The organism is Saccharopolyspora aridisoli, from assembly GCF_004348445.1.
GTDB lineage: Bacteria > Actinomycetota > Actinomycetes > Mycobacteriales > Pseudonocardiaceae > Saccharopolyspora > Saccharopolyspora aridisoli.
Window position 1 is genome coordinate 97,144 of record NZ_SMKV01000012.1, and the last position, 19,121, is coordinate 116,264.

The 19,121-nt window shown below is 71.4% G+C and carries 14 protein-coding genes; 1 reads left to right on the plus strand and 13 read right to left on the minus strand.

Features of this window, described 5'->3' with window-relative positions; translation table 11 throughout:
- Window positions 1-53: 53 nt before the first annotated feature.
- The 11 genes from E1161_RS12225 to E1161_RS12270 form a co-directional block, all read right to left on the minus strand.
- On the minus strand, window positions 54-3,320 hold the full coding sequence (locus tag E1161_RS12225) for an error-prone DNA polymerase (RefSeq protein ID WP_132622742.1): 3,267 nt from the start codon (window positions 3,318-3,320) through the stop codon (window positions 54-56).
- Window positions 3,321-3,396: 76 nt separating this feature from the next.
- Window positions 3,397-5,052: a DNA polymerase Y family protein gene (locus E1161_RS12230; RefSeq protein ID WP_132622744.1), complete on the minus strand. Its 1,656-nt coding sequence runs from the start codon at window positions 5,050-5,052 to the stop codon at window positions 3,397-3,399.
- Window positions 5,049-5,756, minus strand: coding sequence for a hypothetical protein (locus E1161_RS12235; RefSeq protein WP_132622746.1), 708 nt, complete (start codon window positions 5,754-5,756; stop codon window positions 5,049-5,051). Before E1161_RS12235 ends, E1161_RS12230 begins: the two co-directional genes overlap by 4 nt.
- 236 nt (window positions 5,757-5,992) lie before the next feature.
- Window positions 5,993-6,118: a hypothetical protein gene (locus E1161_RS28350; protein WP_268951384.1), complete on the minus strand. Its 126-nt coding sequence runs from the start codon at window positions 6,116-6,118 to the stop codon at window positions 5,993-5,995.
- Between the two features lie 207 nt (window positions 6,119-6,325).
- Window positions 6,326-7,891 (minus strand): bifunctional phosphoribosylaminoimidazolecarboxamide formyltransferase/IMP cyclohydrolase, encoded by a 1,566-nt coding sequence (gene purH, locus E1161_RS12240; protein ID WP_132622748.1) that lies wholly within the window; start codon window positions 7,889-7,891, stop codon window positions 6,326-6,328.
- Window positions 7,888-8,475 carry a phosphoribosylglycinamide formyltransferase gene (purN, locus tag E1161_RS12245; RefSeq protein WP_235874973.1) on the minus strand — a complete coding sequence of 196 codons (588 nt, stop codon included), beginning with the start codon at window positions 8,473-8,475 and terminating at the stop codon, window positions 7,888-7,890. The genes purH and purN overlap by 4 nt, the downstream gene beginning before the upstream one ends.
- 177 nt (window positions 8,476-8,652) lie before the next feature.
- Window positions 8,653-10,026, minus strand: coding sequence for a cell division protein PerM (locus tag E1161_RS12250; RefSeq protein ID WP_132622752.1), 1,374 nt, complete (start codon window positions 10,024-10,026; stop codon window positions 8,653-8,655).
- 225 nt (window positions 10,027-10,251) lie between these two features.
- Window positions 10,252-11,133: a DUF5336 domain-containing protein gene (locus tag E1161_RS12255; RefSeq protein WP_132622754.1), complete on the minus strand. Its 882-nt coding sequence runs from the start codon at window positions 11,131-11,133 to the stop codon at window positions 10,252-10,254.
- 324 nt (window positions 11,134-11,457) lie between these two features.
- Window positions 11,458-12,342: a succinate--CoA ligase subunit alpha gene (sucD, locus tag E1161_RS12260; RefSeq protein ID WP_132622756.1), complete on the minus strand. Its 885-nt coding sequence runs from the start codon at window positions 12,340-12,342 to the stop codon at window positions 11,458-11,460.
- A gap of 7 nt (window positions 12,343-12,349) precedes the next feature.
- Window positions 12,350-13,516: an ADP-forming succinate--CoA ligase subunit beta gene (gene sucC, locus E1161_RS12265; RefSeq protein WP_132622758.1), complete on the minus strand. Its 1,167-nt coding sequence runs from the start codon at window positions 13,514-13,516 to the stop codon at window positions 12,350-12,352.
- Between the two features lie 255 nt (window positions 13,517-13,771).
- Window positions 13,772-15,493: a hypothetical protein gene (locus E1161_RS12270; RefSeq protein ID WP_207920200.1), complete on the minus strand. Its 1,722-nt coding sequence runs from the start codon at window positions 15,491-15,493 to the stop codon at window positions 13,772-13,774.
- Window positions 15,494-16,049: 556 nt separating this feature from the next.
- On the opposite strand from E1161_RS12270, the gene E1161_RS12275 reads away from it, so the two are divergent.
- Window positions 16,050-16,823: a M23 family metallopeptidase gene (locus E1161_RS12275; RefSeq protein ID WP_132622760.1), complete on the plus strand. Its 774-nt coding sequence runs from the start codon at window positions 16,050-16,052 to the stop codon at window positions 16,821-16,823.
- Between the two features lie 298 nt (window positions 16,824-17,121).
- Here the strand turns inward: E1161_RS12275 and E1161_RS12280 are convergent, their stop codons facing one another.
- Together E1161_RS12280 and E1161_RS12285 are read right to left on the minus strand one after the other, a co-directional pair.
- A complete protein-coding gene (locus E1161_RS12280; RefSeq protein WP_132622762.1) occupies window positions 17,122-17,640 on the minus strand; it encodes an RNA polymerase sigma factor in 519 nt (172 codons plus the stop codon).
- Window positions 17,641-17,680: 40 nt separating this feature from the next.
- Window positions 17,681-18,955 carry a phthiocerol/phthiodiolone dimycocerosyl transferase family protein gene (locus tag E1161_RS12285; protein WP_132622764.1) on the minus strand — a complete coding sequence of 425 codons (1,275 nt, stop codon included), beginning with the start codon at window positions 18,953-18,955 and terminating at the stop codon, window positions 17,681-17,683.
- Between the last annotated feature and the right edge of the window lie 166 nt (window positions 18,956-19,121).

The window sequence follows — 19,121 nt, forward strand, 5'->3', positions numbered from 1 at the left end:
GCTTCTGGCAGCGCTGCGCAGAACGAGCACGGAGCAGTCGTCGGAAGAGCCGTTCAGTGGAAGTCGCGAGATTCCGACGGGACGCGAATGTTCAGCTTCTGAAGCCGATCAGCCCGGAGGTTCACCACCGACTCCGTCCGCTCCACAACCCCACGCACCAACAACGCGGCACTGGTACGCCCGACCTTTCGATACCGAGCCCACAACCCGGGTGAGCAGACGACGTTGACCGATCCGGTTTCGTCCTCCAGGTTCAGGAAGGTGATGCCGCCCGCGGTCGACGGGCGTTGCCGGTGCGTCACGGCTCCGCCCACCAGCACCCGGGTACCGTGCTCCACTTCGGACAGACGTGCGACCGGTAGTGCGCCGAGCTCGTCGAGCCGGTCTCGGACGAACTCCAGCGGGAAGCTGTCCGGTGAGACCCCTGTCGCCCACACGTCGGCCGCTGCCTTCTCGACGCCGTCCATCCCGGGCAGGGCCGGGGCGTCCGACGAGACGGTGGTGCCGGGCAGCCGGTCTGGTCGTTCGCGGGCCGCCGCTGCAGCATTCCAGAGCGCTTCGCGCCGGGTCAGGCCGAAGCAGTCGAAAGCCCCGCCGGTGGCCAACGCCTCCATCTGCGGTGCGTTCAGCCGCACTCGCCGCGCCACGTCGGCCATGTCGGCGAACGGCCCGTGCGCGGCCCGTTCGGCGGTCAGCTTCTCGGCGAGGTCCTCACCGAGCTTGCGCACCGACGACAGGCCGATCCGGACCGCCTGGCGGCCGGTGCTGGTCGCGTCCGGTTCCAGGTCGGCGTGCACCCGGCTGGCGTTGATGTCCGGTCCGCGCACCACGACTCCGTGCCTGCGCGCGTCGGCGACCAGCGACTGCGGCGAGTAGAAACCCATCGGCTGCGCCTTGAGCAGTGCCGCGCAGAACGCCGCCGGGTAGTAGCACTTGAACCAGGCGCTGGCGAACACCAGCAGCGCGAAGCTCAGCGCGTGGCTCTCCGGGAAACCGTAGTTGGCGAAGGCCAGCATGCGGCGGTAGATGTGCTCGGCCAGGTCCTCGTCGATGCCGTTGGCGGCCATGCCCTCGAAGAGCCTGTCCCGCAGGAGTTCCATGCGTTCCGCGGAGCGCTTGGCACCCATCGCCCGGCGCAGCTGGTCGGCTTCGGACGGGCTGAACCCGGCGATGTCGACGGCCAGCTGCATCAGCTGTTCCTGGAACAGCGGGACCCCCAGGGTCTTCTCCAACGCGCCCGCCATCAGCGGGTGTTCGTAGTCCCAGTCCTCCTCGTCGTTGCGGCGCCGGATGTAGGGATGCACCGATCCGCCCTGGATCGGGCCGGGCCGGATCAGCGCGACTTCGACCACGAGGTCGTAGAACTCGCGCGGTTTCAGCCGGGGCAGCGTGGCCAACTGCGCGCGGCTCTCCACCTGGAACACCCCGATCGCGTCGGCCTTGCGCAGCATCGCGTACACCTCGGGGTCGGACAGGTCCAGCTCGCCGAGGTCGACCTCGAGGCCGTGGTGCTCGCGCGTCATGTCGATGGCGTAGTGCAGCGCCGAGAGCATGCCCAGGCCGAGCAGGTCGAACTTCACCAGCCCGACGGTGGCGCAGTCGTCCTTGTCCCACTGCAGCACGGTCCGGCCGGGCATCCTTGCCCACTCCACCGGGCACACCTCGCTGACCGGCTGATGGCAGATCACCATGCCGCCGGAGTGAATCCCCAGGTGGCGCGGGAAACCCATCAGCTCGTCGGCGAGATCGCGCACCGCGCCGGGGATGTCGGAGTCCTCGGGCAGCGGGCCCCAGTGCTCGATCTCCTTGCTCCAAGCGTCCTGCTGACCGGGCGAGTAGCCGAGCGCGCGGGCGACGTCGCGCACCGCGGACTTCGGCCGGTAGCCGATGACGTTGGCGACCTGCGCGGCGTGCGTGCGGCCGTACTTGGTGTAGACGTACTGGATGACCTCCTCGCGCCGGTCGGACTCGATGTCGATGTCGATGTCCGGCGGACCATCGCGTTCCGGCGCGAGGAACCGCTCGAACAGCAGCTGGTAGCGCACCGGGTCGGCGTTGGTGATGCGCAGCGCGAAGCACACCGCCGAGTTCGCCGCCGATCCCCTGCCCTGGCAGAGGATGTCGTGCCGGCGGCAGAAGTCGACGATGTCGTGCACCACCAGGAAGTAACCGGGGAATTCGAGCTCCTCGATCACCGCCAGCTCGTGCTCGATCTGCCGGTACGCCTCCGGCGCCGCCTGCGGCGGCCCGTAGCGGTCGAGCGCGCCGAGGTAGGCCAGCTCCCGCAGGTGGCTGACCTCGGTGTGGCCGGGTGGCACGTCGAACGGCGGCAGCTGCGGGACCACCAGGCTCAGGTCGAAGGCGAAGGACTTGCCCAGCTCGGCGGCCCGCTGCACCGCGCCCGGGTAGCGGGCGAAGCGCTCGGCCATCTCGGCACCGGAGCGCAGGTGGTTGCCCGCCCAGGCCGGCAGCCAACCGTCCATGTCGTCCAGGCTGCGCCGCGCGCGGACGGCCGCGACGACGCTCGCCAGCCGCGCCCGGTCCGGCCCCGCCAGGTGCGCACCGGTGGAGGCCACTGTGGACAGGCCGGCGCGATCGGCGAGCTCCGCGAGCGCGTCGTTGCGCACCGAGTCGGTGGGCAACCCGTGGTCGGTGAGCTCGACGGTGACGTGCTCGCGACCGAAGAGCCCGATCAGCCGGTCGAGTTCGACCGCCGCCGCGTCCATCCCACCGGTCGCCAGCGCCGACCGCACCGCACCCTTGCGGCAGCCGGTGAGCACCTGCCAGTGCCCGGCGGCCTCGGCCGCCAGCTCCTCCAGCCGGTACTCCGGTCGCCCCTTCTCATCGCCGCGCAGCTGAGCGGTGCTGATCGCGCGGCACAGCGAGGCGTAACCGTCGAGGTCTCGGGCCAGCACCAGCAGGTGCCCGCCCTCGGGGTCGGGGATGCCGTTCTGCGGCTGGGTGAGCCCCAGGCTCAGCTCGGCGCCGAACGCCGTGCGCACGCCGTGCTCCTTGGCCGCCTGGGCGAACCGCACCACGCCGTAGAGCCCGTCGTGGTCGGTGAGCGCGATCGCCTCCAGACCGAGCCGTGCGGCCTCCTCGATCAGCTCCTCGGGGTGCGCGGCACCGTCGAGGAAGCTGAAGTTGGAGTGCGCGTGCAGCTCGGCGTAGGGCACCCGGTCGCCGGGTGGCACCGCTCCGACCGCGCGATGCTCGGTGCGCGGTCGCGACGGCGGACCGTCGTCGCGGTGCGGCAGCGCCTCGCCGGAGAGGGCCTTCTCCAGCTCCGACCAGCTCTGGGGAGGGTTGAACCAGCTCATGGACCTAGTGAACTCCTGTTCGAACTACCGGCGCCACCGAACAACCGAGCTTCCACTCGAACGAGCGTTCGCCAGCTCAGCGGTAGGCCCCCTGGACCCACCAGTCCCCGCGCTCGTGCACCAGGAGCAGCGCCACCTCGTCTGATTCCCCGTCCGAGGACTCCGGGACCAGCACGACCTGGAGTCGGACCAGCGCACGCGGCGGGACCTGTGAATCCGGCGCGGTCTGGCCGGAGCCACCGGCCAGCAGGTCCACCCACCACCGCTCGGTCACCGGCCACGGCCCAGCCCAACCCGCCACCGCGCGAGACCTGCCGCCACCGACCTCGACCACGTGCGGCGCGGCGGACAGCCCCAGCCGGCCGGTGATCCACACCGGCTCACCCGAGGCGTCGAACACCCGGGCCGGCCACGGGTCACCCGGCACCACCGTCGGTGACGGAGCCGGGATCCGGCCCGGCCACGGCGGCTCGACGGGCAGAGCGGCACGTCGCTCATCGCCCCACGGCACGAATCGCACCTGGTCGCGCGGGTCCCGGCCACCACCGAGAACACCGGTCAGCACGGCCTCCGGGCCGAGCATGCCTTGCACCCGCGCGAAAGCCCGACCCGCTCGGGCGGTGGCCTCGCCGGTGGCCGCGCTGAGCAGGTCCAGCTGCAGCCCTCCCGCACCGACCACCTCGTCCGGGCGCAGGCTCAGCTCGTCGAGCCCGGCGGTGGGCTTGCCCCTGCGGCTGCGGCCGTTGAGCCAGCCGTCGAGCTGCCAGCGCACCCGGTCGGCGGTGGCCGCCGGGGTCAGCGGTTCCGCGCAACGCCAAACCCGGTGCAGCTCCTCCCCGTTGCCGGTGCGCGCCGAGATGCCCAGCCGAGTGCAGGCGAGTCCGAGAGCGCCCAGCTTGGCGTGCAGTTCGTCGGCGAGCACCTTGGCCACGAACGCGGCCCGGTCGACCCGGTCCACCGGCGGGTCGAGCTCCTCGGCGACGACCAGCTCGGGCGGCGGCCGCCGCCGCTTGACCGGACGTGCCTCCTGACCTCCCGCCGCCCGGTGGGCCAGCAGGGCGGCAGGACCGAACCGGGTCGCCACGTCCGAGGGATCGAGCGCCGCGAACTCGCCGAGGGTGCCGATCCCCAGCCGCCGCAGCAGGTCCACGAGTTCCGACTGCGCCGCCGCCTGCTTCTGGCCGAGGCGGTCGGCGAGCTGCTCGATCTCCTCGATCGGCAGCGGCGCGAGGAACTCCTGGCTACCACCGGGTTCGACGTGCCGCGCGTGACGAGCGGCGAGGATCGCGGCGAACAGCCCATCGGCGACACCGATCCGGCACTCGACACCGGTCTGCGCGTCGATCTCGTCGACGAGCTTCTCCGCGGCGACCTCCTCCCCGCCGAAGTAGCGGGCGGGACCTCTGGCGGGCACGGCGACCAGCCCCGGCCGGACGACTTCAACGCCGGGCACCAGTTCCTCGACGGCGATCACGACCGGCTCGAAGAACCGCACGTCACGCGCTGGATCGTGTTCGCAGACGACGAGTTCCGGGCAGCGGCCCTGCGCCTCGCGGCGGCGCATCCCCCTGCGCACGCCGCTGTCCCGGGCGGTCGCCGAGCAGGCGACAACCCGGTTCGCGGCGAAAACCGCTGCGGGAACGAGTGGTTCGAGTTCGGCGGCGCGCGAAGCGGCCACCACCGGCCAGTCCGGGCACCACACGACGATTCTGCGGGCGGGCACGTCGCTCACCCAGCCACCGCGCGCAGGTGCGCCCGTGCGGCGGGACGCTCTTCGACAGCGGCGAGCGAACCGTCGCGGGACGGGAGCAGCAGTCGGCAGGAGCGCGGTTTCGACGCCGCACCACGCCCTTCCGCGCTCACCGTGACATCGCGTTCCCGCAGGTGACCGTGGCCATTCCCCAGTCCGCGCCAACGCGCGCCGGAGCATCGCAGCTGCACCTCCGCACCCGGCCAGCGACCGAACGGCAGCAGCACCGAGCCACGGTTTCGGGCCCGCGCGGAAAGCCTGCGGGCATCGGCCTCGAGCACCTGCCCGGTTCCGCCGACCACGACCAGGTCGACACCGTCCAGCAGCGCGGCGATCACGCCCGCCGGGTCGGAACCCGGCCGCGGCACCACCGCGAGCCGTTCCAGCGAGACCCCGGCCTCAGCGGCGGCGACCAGGTTGATTCCGGGCAGGCCCACCACGGTCGCCCAGGAACCGTTCGCCGTCGCCTCGGACAGCAGCGCGAAGAGCAGCGACACCGATCCGCGCACCGCCACCGTGCTGCCACGGCGCAAACCCGGCCATGGCAGCACGGCGGCGAGTTCCGCCCGCGTCGGCAGCACCCGGCCCGCACCCGGGACACCGCCCGCCTCGACGTGCGGCACACCCACGGACACCCCGTCAGCCGTGGGCGCGCTCAACGCCGCCGAAGACACCGTCGCGGACATCGCCGCCCTCCCCACATACGTGACCGCGGTGGGTGCCCGACCCCGGCGCGGGCACCCACGAACAGCCGCTGCGGGGAAGGCAGCGGTGGAGTCAGCGCTGCGCCTGCACCCGGATCACAGCGCCGAACTCCATCGGAGCGGCCGACCCCGACACCGGCCGTTTCCGATCTCGAACTTCAGTTCGAACACCTTCATTCAACCCCAGCCCCCATCCCCCGTCAAGGACCGTGGCCGGATCAGGTGAACATTAGTTCGAAATTTGATCTTCCGCGCTGGTCACCTGGGTCGCTGGTACCACCGCCCGCCTCGAGCCGTGCGACTTGCAGCAGCTCGGCGATGAGCACGAGCGCATCGCCAGTCATGGCCGTTCCTCTGATCGTCACCATCGCTGGACTCGAACCCGGTGACGCCAGGACGTGCTCCCGACCTCGTGCGCGGATTCGCGAAGCACCGGGGAGACGAGCATGCCGCCTCCGCGACCAACCAGGCGCTCAGCCGTAGGCCTGGGGCGCCCGCAAGAACGCGACGAGCCCCGGACCGCGGGGTCCGGGGCTCGTCGGGACTGCTCGTCAGTGGGCGAAGTGGCGAGTGCCCGTCAGGTACACCGGGACGCCCGCGGCCTCGGCCGCGGCGATGACCTCGTCGTCCCGGACCGAACCGCCCGGCTGGACCACGGCGCGAACACCCGCGTCCAGCAGGACCTGCAGGCCGTCCGGGAACGGGAAGAACGCGTCCGAGGCGGCGACCGAACCCTTGGCCCGGTCACCGGCGCGGGACACCGCCAGCCGAGCCGAGTCGACCCGGTTCACCTGGCCCATGCCCACGCCCACCGTCGCGCCGCCGTCGGCCAGCAGGATCGCGTTGGACTTCACCGCGCGGCAGGCCCGCCAGGCGAACTTCAGGTCCGCCAGAGTCGCCGCGTCCACCGGGGAACCGGTCGCCAACGTCCAGTTCGCCGGGTCGTCGCCCTCGGCGTCGACCGCGTCCGAACCCTGCACCAGCATGCCGCCGGAGATCGCGCGCATCTCGACCCGGCCGCCCTGCGGCGGCTGAGCGGTCAGCAGGCGGATGTTCTTCTTCTTGTTCAGCACGTCCACCGCGCCCTCGGCGTAGCCGGGGGCCACCACGACCTCGGTGAAGATCTCCGCGACCTGCTCGGCCATCGCCACCGACACCTCGCGGTTGGTCGCGATCACGCCACCGAAGGCGCTCACCGGGTCGCACTCGTGCGCCTTGCGGTGCGCGGCGGCGATGTCCTCGGCGACCGCGATGCCGCACGGGTTGGCGTGCTTGATGATCGCCACGCACGGCTCGTCGTGGTCGTGCGCGGAACGCCACGCCGCGTCGGCGTCCACGTAGTTGTTGTAGGACATCTCCTTGCCGTGCAGCTGCGCCGCGGCGGCCAGTCCGGTGGCCTGCCCGCCCGAGACGTAGAGCGCGGCCGGCTGGTGCGGGTTCTCGCCGTAGCGCAGCGCGGAGCGGCGCTGCCAGGTCTCGCCGATCCAGCCCTGGAACGCGGCGTCGTCACCGGTCGGAACCCTGCTCATCCAGGACGCCACCGCCACGTCGTAGGACGCGGTGTGCCGGAACGCCTCGGCGGCCAGCTCGACCCGGTCGGTCATGGTGAAACCGCCCTCGCGGACCTCCTCGAGGACCCACTCGTAGCGGCTCGGGTCGACCACGACCGCGACGTTGGCGTGGTTCTTCGCCGAAGCGCGCACCATCGCCGGACCGCCGATGTCGATCTGCTCGATCACCTCGTCCTGCGCGGCGCCCGAGGCCACCGTCTGCACGAACGGGTAGAGGTTGACCACCAGCAGGTCGAACGGGGCGATGTCGAGGTCCGCGAGCTGCTTGGCGTGCTGCTCGCGGCGCAGGTCGGCGAGCAGACCAGCGTGCACCCGCGGGTGCAGCGTCTTGACCCGGCCGTCCAGCGCCTCCGGAAACCCGGTGAGCTCCTCGACGGACGTGACCGGCACGCCGGCATCGGCGATCGCGCGCGCCGTGCCACCGGTGGAGACGATCTCCACCCCGGCGGCGTGCAGCCCGGTGGCCAGCTCCAGCAGGCCAGACTTGTCCGACACGCCGATCAGCGCGCGACGAATCGGGCGCCGCTCCTGGGAGTTCGAGGTCACGGGATACTCACCTTCCGTCCCTGCACGGTCCACCCGTGCAACGCCAGCTTTTGAAGGGTGCCGACCAGCAGCCGCCGCTCGACGGCCTTGATCCGCTCGTGGAGGCTCGCCTCGTCGTCATCGGGCAGCACCTCGACGGCTTCCTGGGCCAGGATCGGCCCGGTGTCCACACCGGCGTCCACCACGAACAGGGTGCAACCGGTGATGCGGACTCCGTACTCCAGCGCATCCCGCACCCCGTGCATACCGGGGAACGAGGGAAGCAGCGCTGGGTGGCTGTTGAGGTATCGGCCGTCGAAACGGGCCAGGAACTCGGCGCCGACGAGCTTCATGAACCCGGCGGAGACGACCAGGTCCGGCTCGTGCTCGGCGCACGCCTCGGTCAGCGCGCGGTCCCACTCCTCGCGGGAGGGGTGATCACCGATCTTGCGGACGAACGTGGGGATGCCGGCGCGCTCGGCGCGGGCCAGTCCCTCGATGCCGTCGCGGTCGGCGCCCACCGCGACCACCTGGACCGGGTAGTCGGGTTCGCTGGTTGCGTCGAGCAGGGCCTGCAGCAGGGTGCCGGAACCGGAGATGAGCACGACCACCCGCGCCGGGGCGGCTGTCGTGATCCGGTTCGGGTGCGCGGCGGTGCTCGGCTGGTCGGGCGTACTCGGGTTCAGCGTTCGCTCCTGACATGCCTCGGCACGATCTCCCCCGCAGCGTAAGACCTGGTTGCGGGGTCGGCTCCGGCAGGGCCCGGGCGAGTGGCGCAGCGCTCACCTCCGGTCGCGCGGTGCGGGCTCCTCCTCGTCCAGCTCGGCGTCGAACTCCTCGGCGGTGACGTCCGTGCCGGGAGCGGGTTCAGCGTCGGATTCCGCGCGGGCGGCGGGGATTTCGGCGATCAGCTCGTCGAGGTCGGTGTAGTCGAAGTCCTCGGCCTGGTCGTCCTCGGCCGGTCCTGGATCGATGTCCTCGTCGAACTCGTCGGTGGCGAAGGCGCTCAGCGCCGGGTCGTCGGCCTCCTCCACGCCACCCAGCCAGGTCATCGCCAGCGCCGGGATAGCCAGCCAGCACGAGGTCGCCAGCGCGAGACCGACCGGGTGGAACGACACCGCCCCGACCGGGCCGTTGCCGAGCCAGCCACCGGCGACCGCCGCCAGCACCAGCACCGCCAGCGCCGCCACCCCGGCCGCGACCAGCACCACCACCAGGCGGCGGACGAGCGGACCGGGAACGCGCCTGGCGAGAAGCCCCATCAGCATTCCGACCAGCATCGGGAGCAGCAGCACCGCCGACCACCACACGGAAGGCCCGTCGTCCGGCACCACCGCCAGCAGCGGCAGGTCGGGCAGCGGTCCCGGCGTGTGCTGCAACGGCTGGACGACCTGGGAACCGAGGGAGAACCCGCTGCCCGCGGCGAAGGACCAGCCGGCCAGCACCGCGTTCGGCAGGTACAGCAGCGAGAACACCGTGGCACCGATGGCGTCTCCCGCACCGCCCATCCGCGACATCGAGGTGACCATCTCCGGCGCGGAGAGCACGATCGCGACCAGCAGCACGCCCGCGCCGACGGCGACCACCGTGGCGATGGTCAGCAACCCGATCCGCAGACCCGTCCACACGTAGGCGTCGGTGCGCTCCCACAGCAGGTAGAACAGGCCGCACCGGTTGGCGACCCCGGCGGTCGCCGCGATCGCGGCGGTCAGTCCGCAGCTCAGGAACGCCTCGACCGGGACCGCGCTGAACGGATCGGTCAGCAGCAACGCGAACAGCGACCCCACGAACGCGTGCACCAGCGCCATCGTCGCGATCACCGGCCACGCCTGATCAGGACGACGCAGCCGGCAGCGGCGGGCGACGAACGCCGACGCCGCGGCCACCAGCAGCACCACGCCGATCGTGGGCAGCATCGGCAGCACGCTCAGCGGGGCGCCCGAGATCTTCAGCGGTGACTGGTAGAGCACCAGCCAGCCGGGCATCACGGCCACCAGGACCGGCATCGGGTTGAGGCCCGCTCCGCTGGCGATGCCCACGACCAGCGCGATCAGGGCGGCGACGGCGAAGAACCCGATCAGCGGAACCGCGCCGACGACGGCGATGAACAACCACCGGCGCAGACCCGGTCTCCGGTCGGAATGGCCAGCGGCCACGGCATGGGGAATCGGATCTAGCGCAGACACGCGACCGAATGTCGCACCACCACTGCTCCGAACGGCCCTGAACACGCCAGCGCCTCCGCCCATCGGGCGATGCGCCTTTGGCCTTCGGGCGGTTGTGGTCCGACTGACCGGGCACAACCGGCATTGATCCTGAGCGGTTCGGACCAGAACCGCCCGTGGCCGCGCCGCATCACGGTCGGCGCGACGGGATGCCGATCAGAAGGTGGGCGGGTTGGCGCCCGGGTGGGGCATCTGGCGGGTGCCCTGGGGGCCTCCGCTGTCCTGTTCGGAATTCGGCTGGGACTGCGGCTGCTGGGCGGACTGGGCGGGCGGCTGCTGCGCGGGTTGACCGTTCTGCTGCTGGCCGGGCTGCGGGGTCGGGCCGGACTGGTTCGCGGGCCGGTTCGGCTGGGGGCCGCTGGAGTCCGGGGTGGCCGTGGTGAACCCGTCGGATGACGGGTTCCGGCTGCCCGGCTGCTGCTGGGCGGGCTGACCGCCGCTGGCCGGGTTCCACGGCGGCGGGCCGCCGAACTGGGCGCCGGGAGCGGGCTGCCCCTGCGGGCTCCAGCCGGGGCCGGAGGGAGCACCGGGGCCGGGACGCGCGCCGCCAGGACCGGCCGGACCACCGGGGCCAGGGCCGCGCGGGCCGGGTCCCTGCGGGAACGGCTGCCCGTGCGACTTGGGCTTGGGGCTGCTCGCCGGGTCACCGGCCTTGACCACGCCACCCTCGACCAGCAGCACGCCCAGCACCGCGGCCAGCTGCACGAGTGCCAGCACCATCAGCACCGAGACCAGGCCGGATGCGGTGTTGCGGAGGACGTCCTGCAGCAGCGCCAGCGCGGAGTAGGCCGCCAGCGGGACGGCCGCGAACAGCGCGTCCGGCGTCTTCGGCAGGAACCGCAGGCCCGCGAGCACCGCGGAGGCGACGAGGCCGAAGCCGGCCATGCTGCCCATCAGGGCGCCGACTCCGTCGTCGAAGAACCCGAGCAGGTAGCCGACAACGCCGGCGCCGGCCGCCACCATCGCGAGGACTTCTCTCAACTCGAACGACCGACGACCCCCGTCGGTGTTCGGCTGTTGCGGGTACGGGGCGGACATGACTTGATCGGACTCCTCGAAGGCACTCGATCGGGCGTGCTGATCGACGGTACCGAATACCGGCCGTCCGCAGGGCGGCCCGGCCGTTGAAGCGTTGTTCGGGGTGGACCTCAGCGGCCCGATGGCTCCGGGAGCCAGGCCTCACGCATGCCGATGCACGGCTCTTCGGCTGTCCTCACCGGAGAACCGCTGAGGACCCGCGGGCGGTGCGAGCTGCGTCCCACACCTGGCACAACGGCTCACGCCGCCGAACTCCCCGAAAGCCGTCGGGGCCGGGTTCCCCGCGGGGAGCCCGGCCCCGAACGAACGAGGTCGGTGCGGGTCTCAGCCCTTGACGATCTCGCGCATCAGCTTGGCGGTCTCGCTCGGCGTCTTGCCGACCTTGACGCCCGCGGCCTCCAGGGCCTCCTTCTTCGCCGAGGCGGTGCCCGACGAACCGGAGACGATGGCGCCCGCGTGGCCCATGGTCTTGCCCTCCGGCGCGGTGAAGCCCGCGACGTAGCCGACCACCGGCTTGGTGATGTTGGCCTTGATGAAGTCGGCGGCGCGCTCCTCGGCGTCGCCACCGATCTCACCGATCATCACGATGGCCTCGGTCTCCGGGTCTTCTTCGAAGGCCTGCAGCGCGTCGATGTGGGTGGTGCCGATGATCGGGTCACCACCGATGCCGACGGCGCTGGAGAAGCCGATGTCCCGCAGCTCGTACATCATCTGGTAGGTCAGCGTGCCCGACTTGGACACCAGACCGATCTTGCCCGCGCCGGTGATGTCGGCCGGGATGATGCCCGCGTTGGACTTGCCGGGCGAGATGATGCCGGGGCAGTTCGGCCCGATGATCCGGGTCTTGTTGCCCGTGGCGTTCGCGTGCGCCCAGAAGTAGGCCGAGTCGTGCACCGGGATGCCCTCGGTGATGACCACGGCCAAGCCGATCTCGGCGTCGATGGCCTCGATCACGGCGTCCTTGGCGAACTTCGGCGGCACGAAGACGACCGACACGTCGGCGCCGGTCTCCTTCATCGCCTCCTGAACGCTGCCGAAAACCGTGAGCTCCTCGCCCTCGATCTCGACGGTCTGCCCGGCCTTGCGGGCGTTGACACCGCCGACGATGTTGGTGCCGGAGCGCAGCATGCGAGCGGTGTGCTTGGTGCCCTCAGAGCCGGTGATGCCCTGAACGATCACCTTGCTGTTCTCGTTGAGGAAGATAGCCATGATCGCCTCACGCCCCCGCTGCCAGCTCGGCGGCCTTGTCGGCCGCACCGTCCATCGTGTCCACCACGGTGACGACCGGGTGGTTGGCCTCGGCCAGGATGCGGCGGCCCTCGTCGACGTTGTTGCCGTCGAGGCGGACGATCAGCGGCTTGGTGGCCTCGTCACCGAGGATTTGCAGCGCCTGCACGATGCCGTTGGCCACGGCGTCGCAGGCGGTGATCCCACCGAAGACGTTGACGAACACCGACTTGACGTCCGAGTCGCCCAGGATGACGTCCAGACCGGCGGCCATGACCTCGGCGGAGGCGCCGCCGCCGATGTCGAGGAAGTTCGCCGGCTTGACGTTGCTGTGCTTCTCGCCGGCGTAGGCCACGACGTCCAACGTGGACATGACCAGCCCGGCACCGTTACCGATGATGCCGACCTCGCCGTCCAGCTTGACGTAGTTGAGGCCCTTCTCCTTGGCCTTGGCCTCGAGCGCGTTCTCCGCGTCCTTGTCCACCATCTCGGCCTGCTTGGCCTGGCGGAACGCGGCGTTCTCGTCGAGGGTGACCTTCCCGTCGAGGGCGATGACCTTGCCCTCGGGGTCCTTCACCAGCGGGTTGACCTCCACCAGAGTGGCGTCTTCGGCGACGAAGGTCTCCCACAGCTTGACGATCACGTCGGCGACCTGGTCGGCGACCTCGACCGGGAACTTGGCGGCGGAAACGATCTCCTTCGCCTTGTCGAGGTCGACGCCCTCGATCGGGTCGATCGCGATCTTCGCCAGGGCCTCGGGCTTGGTGGCCGCGACCTCTTCGATCTCCACGCCGCCCTCGACCGAGGCCATCGCGAGGAAGTTGCGATTCGCGCGGTCGAGGAGGAAGGAGAAGTAGTACTCCTCCGCGATGTCGGAGGCGGTCGTGACCAGAACCTTGTTGGTGATGTGGCCCTTGATGTCCAGCCCGAGGATGGCCTCGGCCTTGGTCTGGGCCTCATCCGGGTCCTCGGCCAGCTTCACACCGCCGGCCTTGCCCCGGCCACCGGTCATGACCTGGGCTTTGATGACTACGGGCCCGCCGAGTTCTTCGGCTGCTGCCTTGGCCCCTTGCGGGTCGGTCGCCACGGTGCCGGGCAGCGTCGGCACGTCGTGGGAGGCGAAGAGCTCCTTCGCCTGGTACTCGTACAGGTCCACTCGACTCTCCTGCGACGTCGGTGTCGGACTCGGTGACGATATCGACCTGCGATGACGCATGGGGCGGCGCACCTGGTGAACTGCCTCACCTGAGGTAGGGCGTCTGCCTTGGTCGACCCGTCCAACACGGGGAATCGCCTTGTGCGGCAGGAGCGATATCTGCGTTCGCGTGACGAACGGAACAGGCGCCGTGACAGCGCTGCGCCCATGTTCGGGCACCGGAACGCCTCCCACAAGACGTCCGGGCGAGTGAACTCAGTTGGTCGGTTCGGCGGTGGTGCGGGCGGCCAGCGCCGTGCCGAGCAGGACCACGACGCACCCGAGGCCGAACCACAGGCCGAGTCCGGGAGTGGTTCCGGGCAGGCGCTCGGCGGTGAGCGGGAACTCCAGCGCGCGCACGCCCGCCAGCAGCGCGGCGCCGCACAGCAGCGCGGCGGCTTGTCCGGGACGGCACATCGGTGCCAGCGCGGTCGCGCCGACCACGGCGGCGAGCGCGAGCACGAGACCCCACGAGGTGGTGCCGAAGTCGGTGAAAACGCCCGGAGCGCTGTAGCCGGGGGCGGTCAGCACCGGCAGCGAGAACGCCCCGGCGCCGAGGACCAGCGCGACCAACGACGGGACCAGGACCAGGCGGCGCATCGCCATCTCGGTGAGGTCGACGTCGTCGCGCTCCACCGCTCCGGCGATCGCCGCGAGCACCGCCGCGATCGCGGCGAACAGCACCGACGCACCGGCCGCCCAGGCGCCGAGACCCGCACCGGCACCGGCGGCCTGCGCGGCGGTGAACACCGCGTCCAGCGATCCGGCCGCGGCCAGCGGAACCACCGCCCACAGCACGGTCAGCACCGGTCGCAGCAGCAGCGAGAGCTTCGGCAGCAACATGCCCGCACCGACCAGCGCCAGCAGGAATCCGGCGGGGAGCAGCATCCGCGCCGGGTACTCCGACGGGTCGCGCAGCCCGTAGGGCATGGACACGTGCGGGGTCAGCGCGGCCAGCACCGCGACCGCACCGGCCAGCAGCGCGAACGCCCCGGCGAGGGTGAGCAGCCTGGTCAGCGCGGGAAGCCTGAGGTCGTCGACGTCCTCGGACTGGTCGCCGCGACCGGCCCGCACCGCGAGCACGAGCAGCACCGCGGCGGCCAGCAGTCCGAGCAGCGGACCCCAGGCGAAGATCACCTCGTCGAGCACCAGCACCGACACCAGCGGCGGCACGACGACCGCGACCAGCGAGAGCGCCACGCCCAGCAGTCCGCCGCGCGCGAACTCCAGGTCCGTCGAACCGGCGAGCAGACCGGCGGCGCAGGGCACCGCGATGGCCAGCAGCGCGCTGCCGATGAGCACGGGCAGCGGCCCGTCCAGGGCGGTTTCGGCGGGCAGGTAGGGGTCGTCGGAGGAGAACGGCGCCATCAGCACCGCGACGCCGCCCAGCACCCCGGCGCACAGCGCCGAGGTGAGCAGGCCCTGCCGCTGCGTTCCGGCGCCGGATTCGCGAGTGCCCCAGGTGGCCAGAACCCCCGCGATCAGCACGATCACGTGCCCGGTCGCCAGCAGCCACCAGCCGATGGCGGGTGCGAAGTTGATCAGCGAGGAGGCGCGGAGGAGTTCCGGGCGGGCAGCCATGCCCGCTTCGACGGCGAACTGCACGTCCTGCCCGAGCCTTCCGGGGGCGAAGGCGGCCGGGCCGACGAGCACCGCGGCAGCGGCCATCGGCTTCCCGGCCCGCGCGAACAACGCTGCCGCGACCGGGGCGAGCAGCGCGAGCACCAGCAGCAGCGGCCAGCCCGGGTAAGCGGCGGGAACGGCCGGGCTGGTCAGTCCGAGCAGCGGCCCGACTGCTGTGAGCGCGACACCGAGGACCGCGAGCGTGATCGCGGCGCGCAGGCGGGCCGACGTGCCGAGCGTTGGCTGCGGGTCCGTGGCCTTGGCAGGAGCCGCCGAGGCAGAGGAACCGGACGGGAGGTCGGGCCGCGCAGTCACGGCGCAGACGCTAGCAACCGGGTGGCCCCGCCGAGGCACCACCGGCAGTCACGGTTCGGGGTTCCGCGCGGGCCGACACGCCCGAGGAGCGCCCGAACGGAGCATCTTCGACGCGCCGACAAGACGCTCTTGGGGTGTGACTTGCGACACGAATCGACGCCCTAGGGTGTCCGGATCGGTTCCGAAGACCGGGGGCGCTGGGCCGTTCGGAACCACCGGTTGCGATCACGAAGCCGCAGGTGGCTCCGCTGTGCGACGACCACGCGCAGTATCGGCGAAGACCCGGCGATCCGCACGACGGGGGTTCGTTCGAGCACTCGCTGCGGCCGACGCGCAACAGATCGGGATTTGCCCCTAGGGGATCAGCTTGGTTACTGTCCCCCGGTCCGTTGTCACGGTCTGATCACGAAGGACAACCTTCGACCGGTTCCCCGACCGGCCACCCGGAAATCCCCGTTCCGGGCCCGCGGAGATCAGGCTCCCCGAGACGGAAGGGCAGGCATTGGCTCACCACCGCTCCCCCGGCGGCGAACGACCCTTTCCCGGCTATCCGGAGGTGTCCCCCGACGACTCCTCCAGCAAGCGGGATCGGAGCCGGGGTGCATCAGCAGCATCGGCCTGGCGCGGCCGCGTCGTCGTCGCAGCAGTAGCGGCGGGCGCATTCGCAGCAGCCGGTCAGTCGCTGGCAGCGGGCGAGGGAAACGCCTCCCCCGACAGCGATGACTTCAACGCCTCCGACGCCGCGGGTTCGTTCAACACCGCGATGTCCGGGGACACCTCCTCCTACAACGGCATGGGTGGCAGCGCCCCAGCGCCCGCCATGCTCCCGGTCGCCAAGAGCTCCGACATCAGCTCCGAGATGGAGAAGCTGACCAAGAGCGAGCGGATCACCGAGGCACGCGAAGCGGCTCAGCGCGCGGCCGAAGAGGCCGCCAAGCAGCCGAAGTACCACGTTCCGGCGCAGGGCAACTTCACCTCCGGCTTCGGTGGCCGCTGGGGCACCACCCACTACGGCATCGACATCGCCAACTCCAAGGGCGCGCCGATCTACTCGGTCGCCGACGGCGTGGTCATCGAAGCCGGTCCGGCCAGCGGTTTCGGCATGTGGGTCCGGGTCCAGCACGAGGACGGCACCATCACCGTCTACGGCCACGTCAACACCATCACCGCTGACGAGGGCGACAAGGTCAAAGCCGGCGACCAGATCGCGACCATGGGCAACCGCGGCTTCTCCACCGGTACGCACCTGCACTTCGAGGTGTGGAACGCCGGCGGCAAGAAGATCAACCCGCTGCCGTGGATGCGCGAGCGCGGCATCTCGCCGACCTGATCGCGATCACCTCGCACTGGGTTCGGCGACCACCCCGTGGTCGCCGAACCCATTCCTCCACACGTCGATAACCGTGGTGCTGCGCGCGCTGTTGTGCCCGGTCGTCGATCACTCCCCCAGCGGTGAGCTCCTGCTCGACGCGTCCGACACGCCGAGCACCCACCTCACCCCGCGGTGACCCGCTCCGGCTCCCGCCTGCACCGGGGCATCGACGACCCGAACGGCCTGCAAGCCCCGGCTTGCAGCTGGTCTCGGAGAACTCGTTGCGGGCCGCCTCCTGCGCCACCGCTTCTGAGCATCAGGCCGCCGAGGGGTACCAGGCCTCCTGGAAGCAGCGGCGGGCTCGGTGGAGGCGGGAGCGGACCGTGCCGACGGGCAGGCGCAGGGTTTCGGCCATCTCCTCCTCGCTGAGGCCCCACGCCCGCAGGGTCAGCACCTCCCGGTGCGGCGTCGACAGCCGTTCCAGCACGTCGTTGATGTGCACCCGGTCCAGCGGGTTCGAGTCGTGGCGGGCTTCCACCGGCGAGTGGGTCGTGCCGTCGTTGAGGCGCTTGACGGTGCGGACGGCCTCGCGGACGGTCACCGAGCGGACCCAGCCGTAGAACGCCGCGGGTTCGCGCAACGTCCTCAGGCCCCGGTAGATCGCCAGCAGCGCCTCCTGCATCGCATCGGAGCTGTGGTGCGGGGCGACCGAGGTGCACACCCGGGCCACGTAGGGCGTGATGTGCGTGAGCAGCTCGTTCATCGCCTGCGACTCGCCGTCTTGGGCGCGCGGCAGCAGTGCGAGGACGGGATTCGGTTCGTGCGCGGTCTTCATCTCGGAGGCTCGCTCCTCGGGGGAAACCGGTCGGGTGCGCTCAGGCGGGAAGTTGGTTCGGTGCGGACAGCGACAGCAGCGCGGAGCGGAGGTCGTCGCGGAACGCGCGCATGAACCGCGCGCTGAAGCAGGCGGTGTGGTGCGGCAGCTCGACGGCCAGCCGCCCGTCGAAGGACACGACGCACGCCATCAGCGGGCTGCGGCCGGCCTGCGGGAAGTAGTGCTCCCGGCCGGGCACGAGGCGCACGTCGGTCAGCTCCAGCCCGGCGGGCAGGCGGGGTCCGGGCACCGCGCCCATGTTCGTCGCGATCACCGTGGCGGTCTGCAGCGCGGGGTTGCGCATGACCTCCGGGGTGATCCGCATGTCGTGGAGGTGCTCGCCCCGGGCGATCGCCCCGCGCAGGTGCGCGGTGACTTCCCGCGCCAACGCAACGGGATCCGGGTTCGCCGCCACCGGCAGCGCGTGCAGGTGGGTGGCCACCGCGGCGACCATCTCGGTGTGCGGCACCGGCGGGACGAGCCGGGAGCGCAGGTCGACCGGCGACAGGCAGCCGAGCACGCGAGGGGCGTCGCCGTCGAAGCGGGCGCGCGCGACGGACAGCAGTGCCGCGCTGATCAGCCCGTGCGCCGAAACTCCCGCCGCGCGGGCGAATTCGCGCAGCGCGGTGGTGCGCTCGGCGTCCAGGAGCAGCCTGCGGATCTCGATGCGGCCGCCGCTGCCCGAGCCGTCGTACGGGAGGAGTTCGACGGGGTACCGCCGGACTTCGGCCAGCCGCTCGCGCAGGTGCTCGGCGGTGACGGCCTCGTCGGCTGGCGGCAGCAGGCTGCTGATCGGGGCAGGCCAGCCGGGTTCGCGCGCGGGCGCGGCGGTCGGTTCGCCGTTGACGAGCGCGCGGTAGCGGTCCCAGACGGCGTTCTGCATGGCGATAGCGCTGTGCCCGTCGATGACCGCGTGGTCGACGGAGATCACGAGGATGTGGCGCTGTTGCGCGGATTCCGCCGGGTCAGAGGCCAGGGTCGCGCGCACCAGCGGGCCGCCGACCGGCAGCGGATCGTTGAGCTCGTCGCCGTGCGCGGTGTCCACCCCGGTCCGCACGTTGAGCCGAGGCCGCTCCTCCGCGCCGAGGAGCGCGAAGGCGTGACCGGCACCGTCCGGCACGATTCGCGCGCGCAGCGTCGGGTGCTCGGCGATCACCTCGTCGAACGCCCGCGCCAGCAGCGCCGCGTCGATGCGTCCGCGCACCTCGCAGGAGAGCACGGCCCTGCTGCGCTGGCCGACGTAGAGGGCTTCCACCGGGCACAGTGCGCGTCGCATCGCTACCGCCCTTTCCGGACGCCGCCGCCCCCTTTGTCGCGGGAGATCGACGACGTTCCTCGAACACGCTTTTCCCCGCACTTCGACCGAAATTCGGCAGGGCCGGAACCAGGGAAGTCGGGACGCCGAGCAGAAATCAAGACACCGGCCGCAGATCCTAGGGATT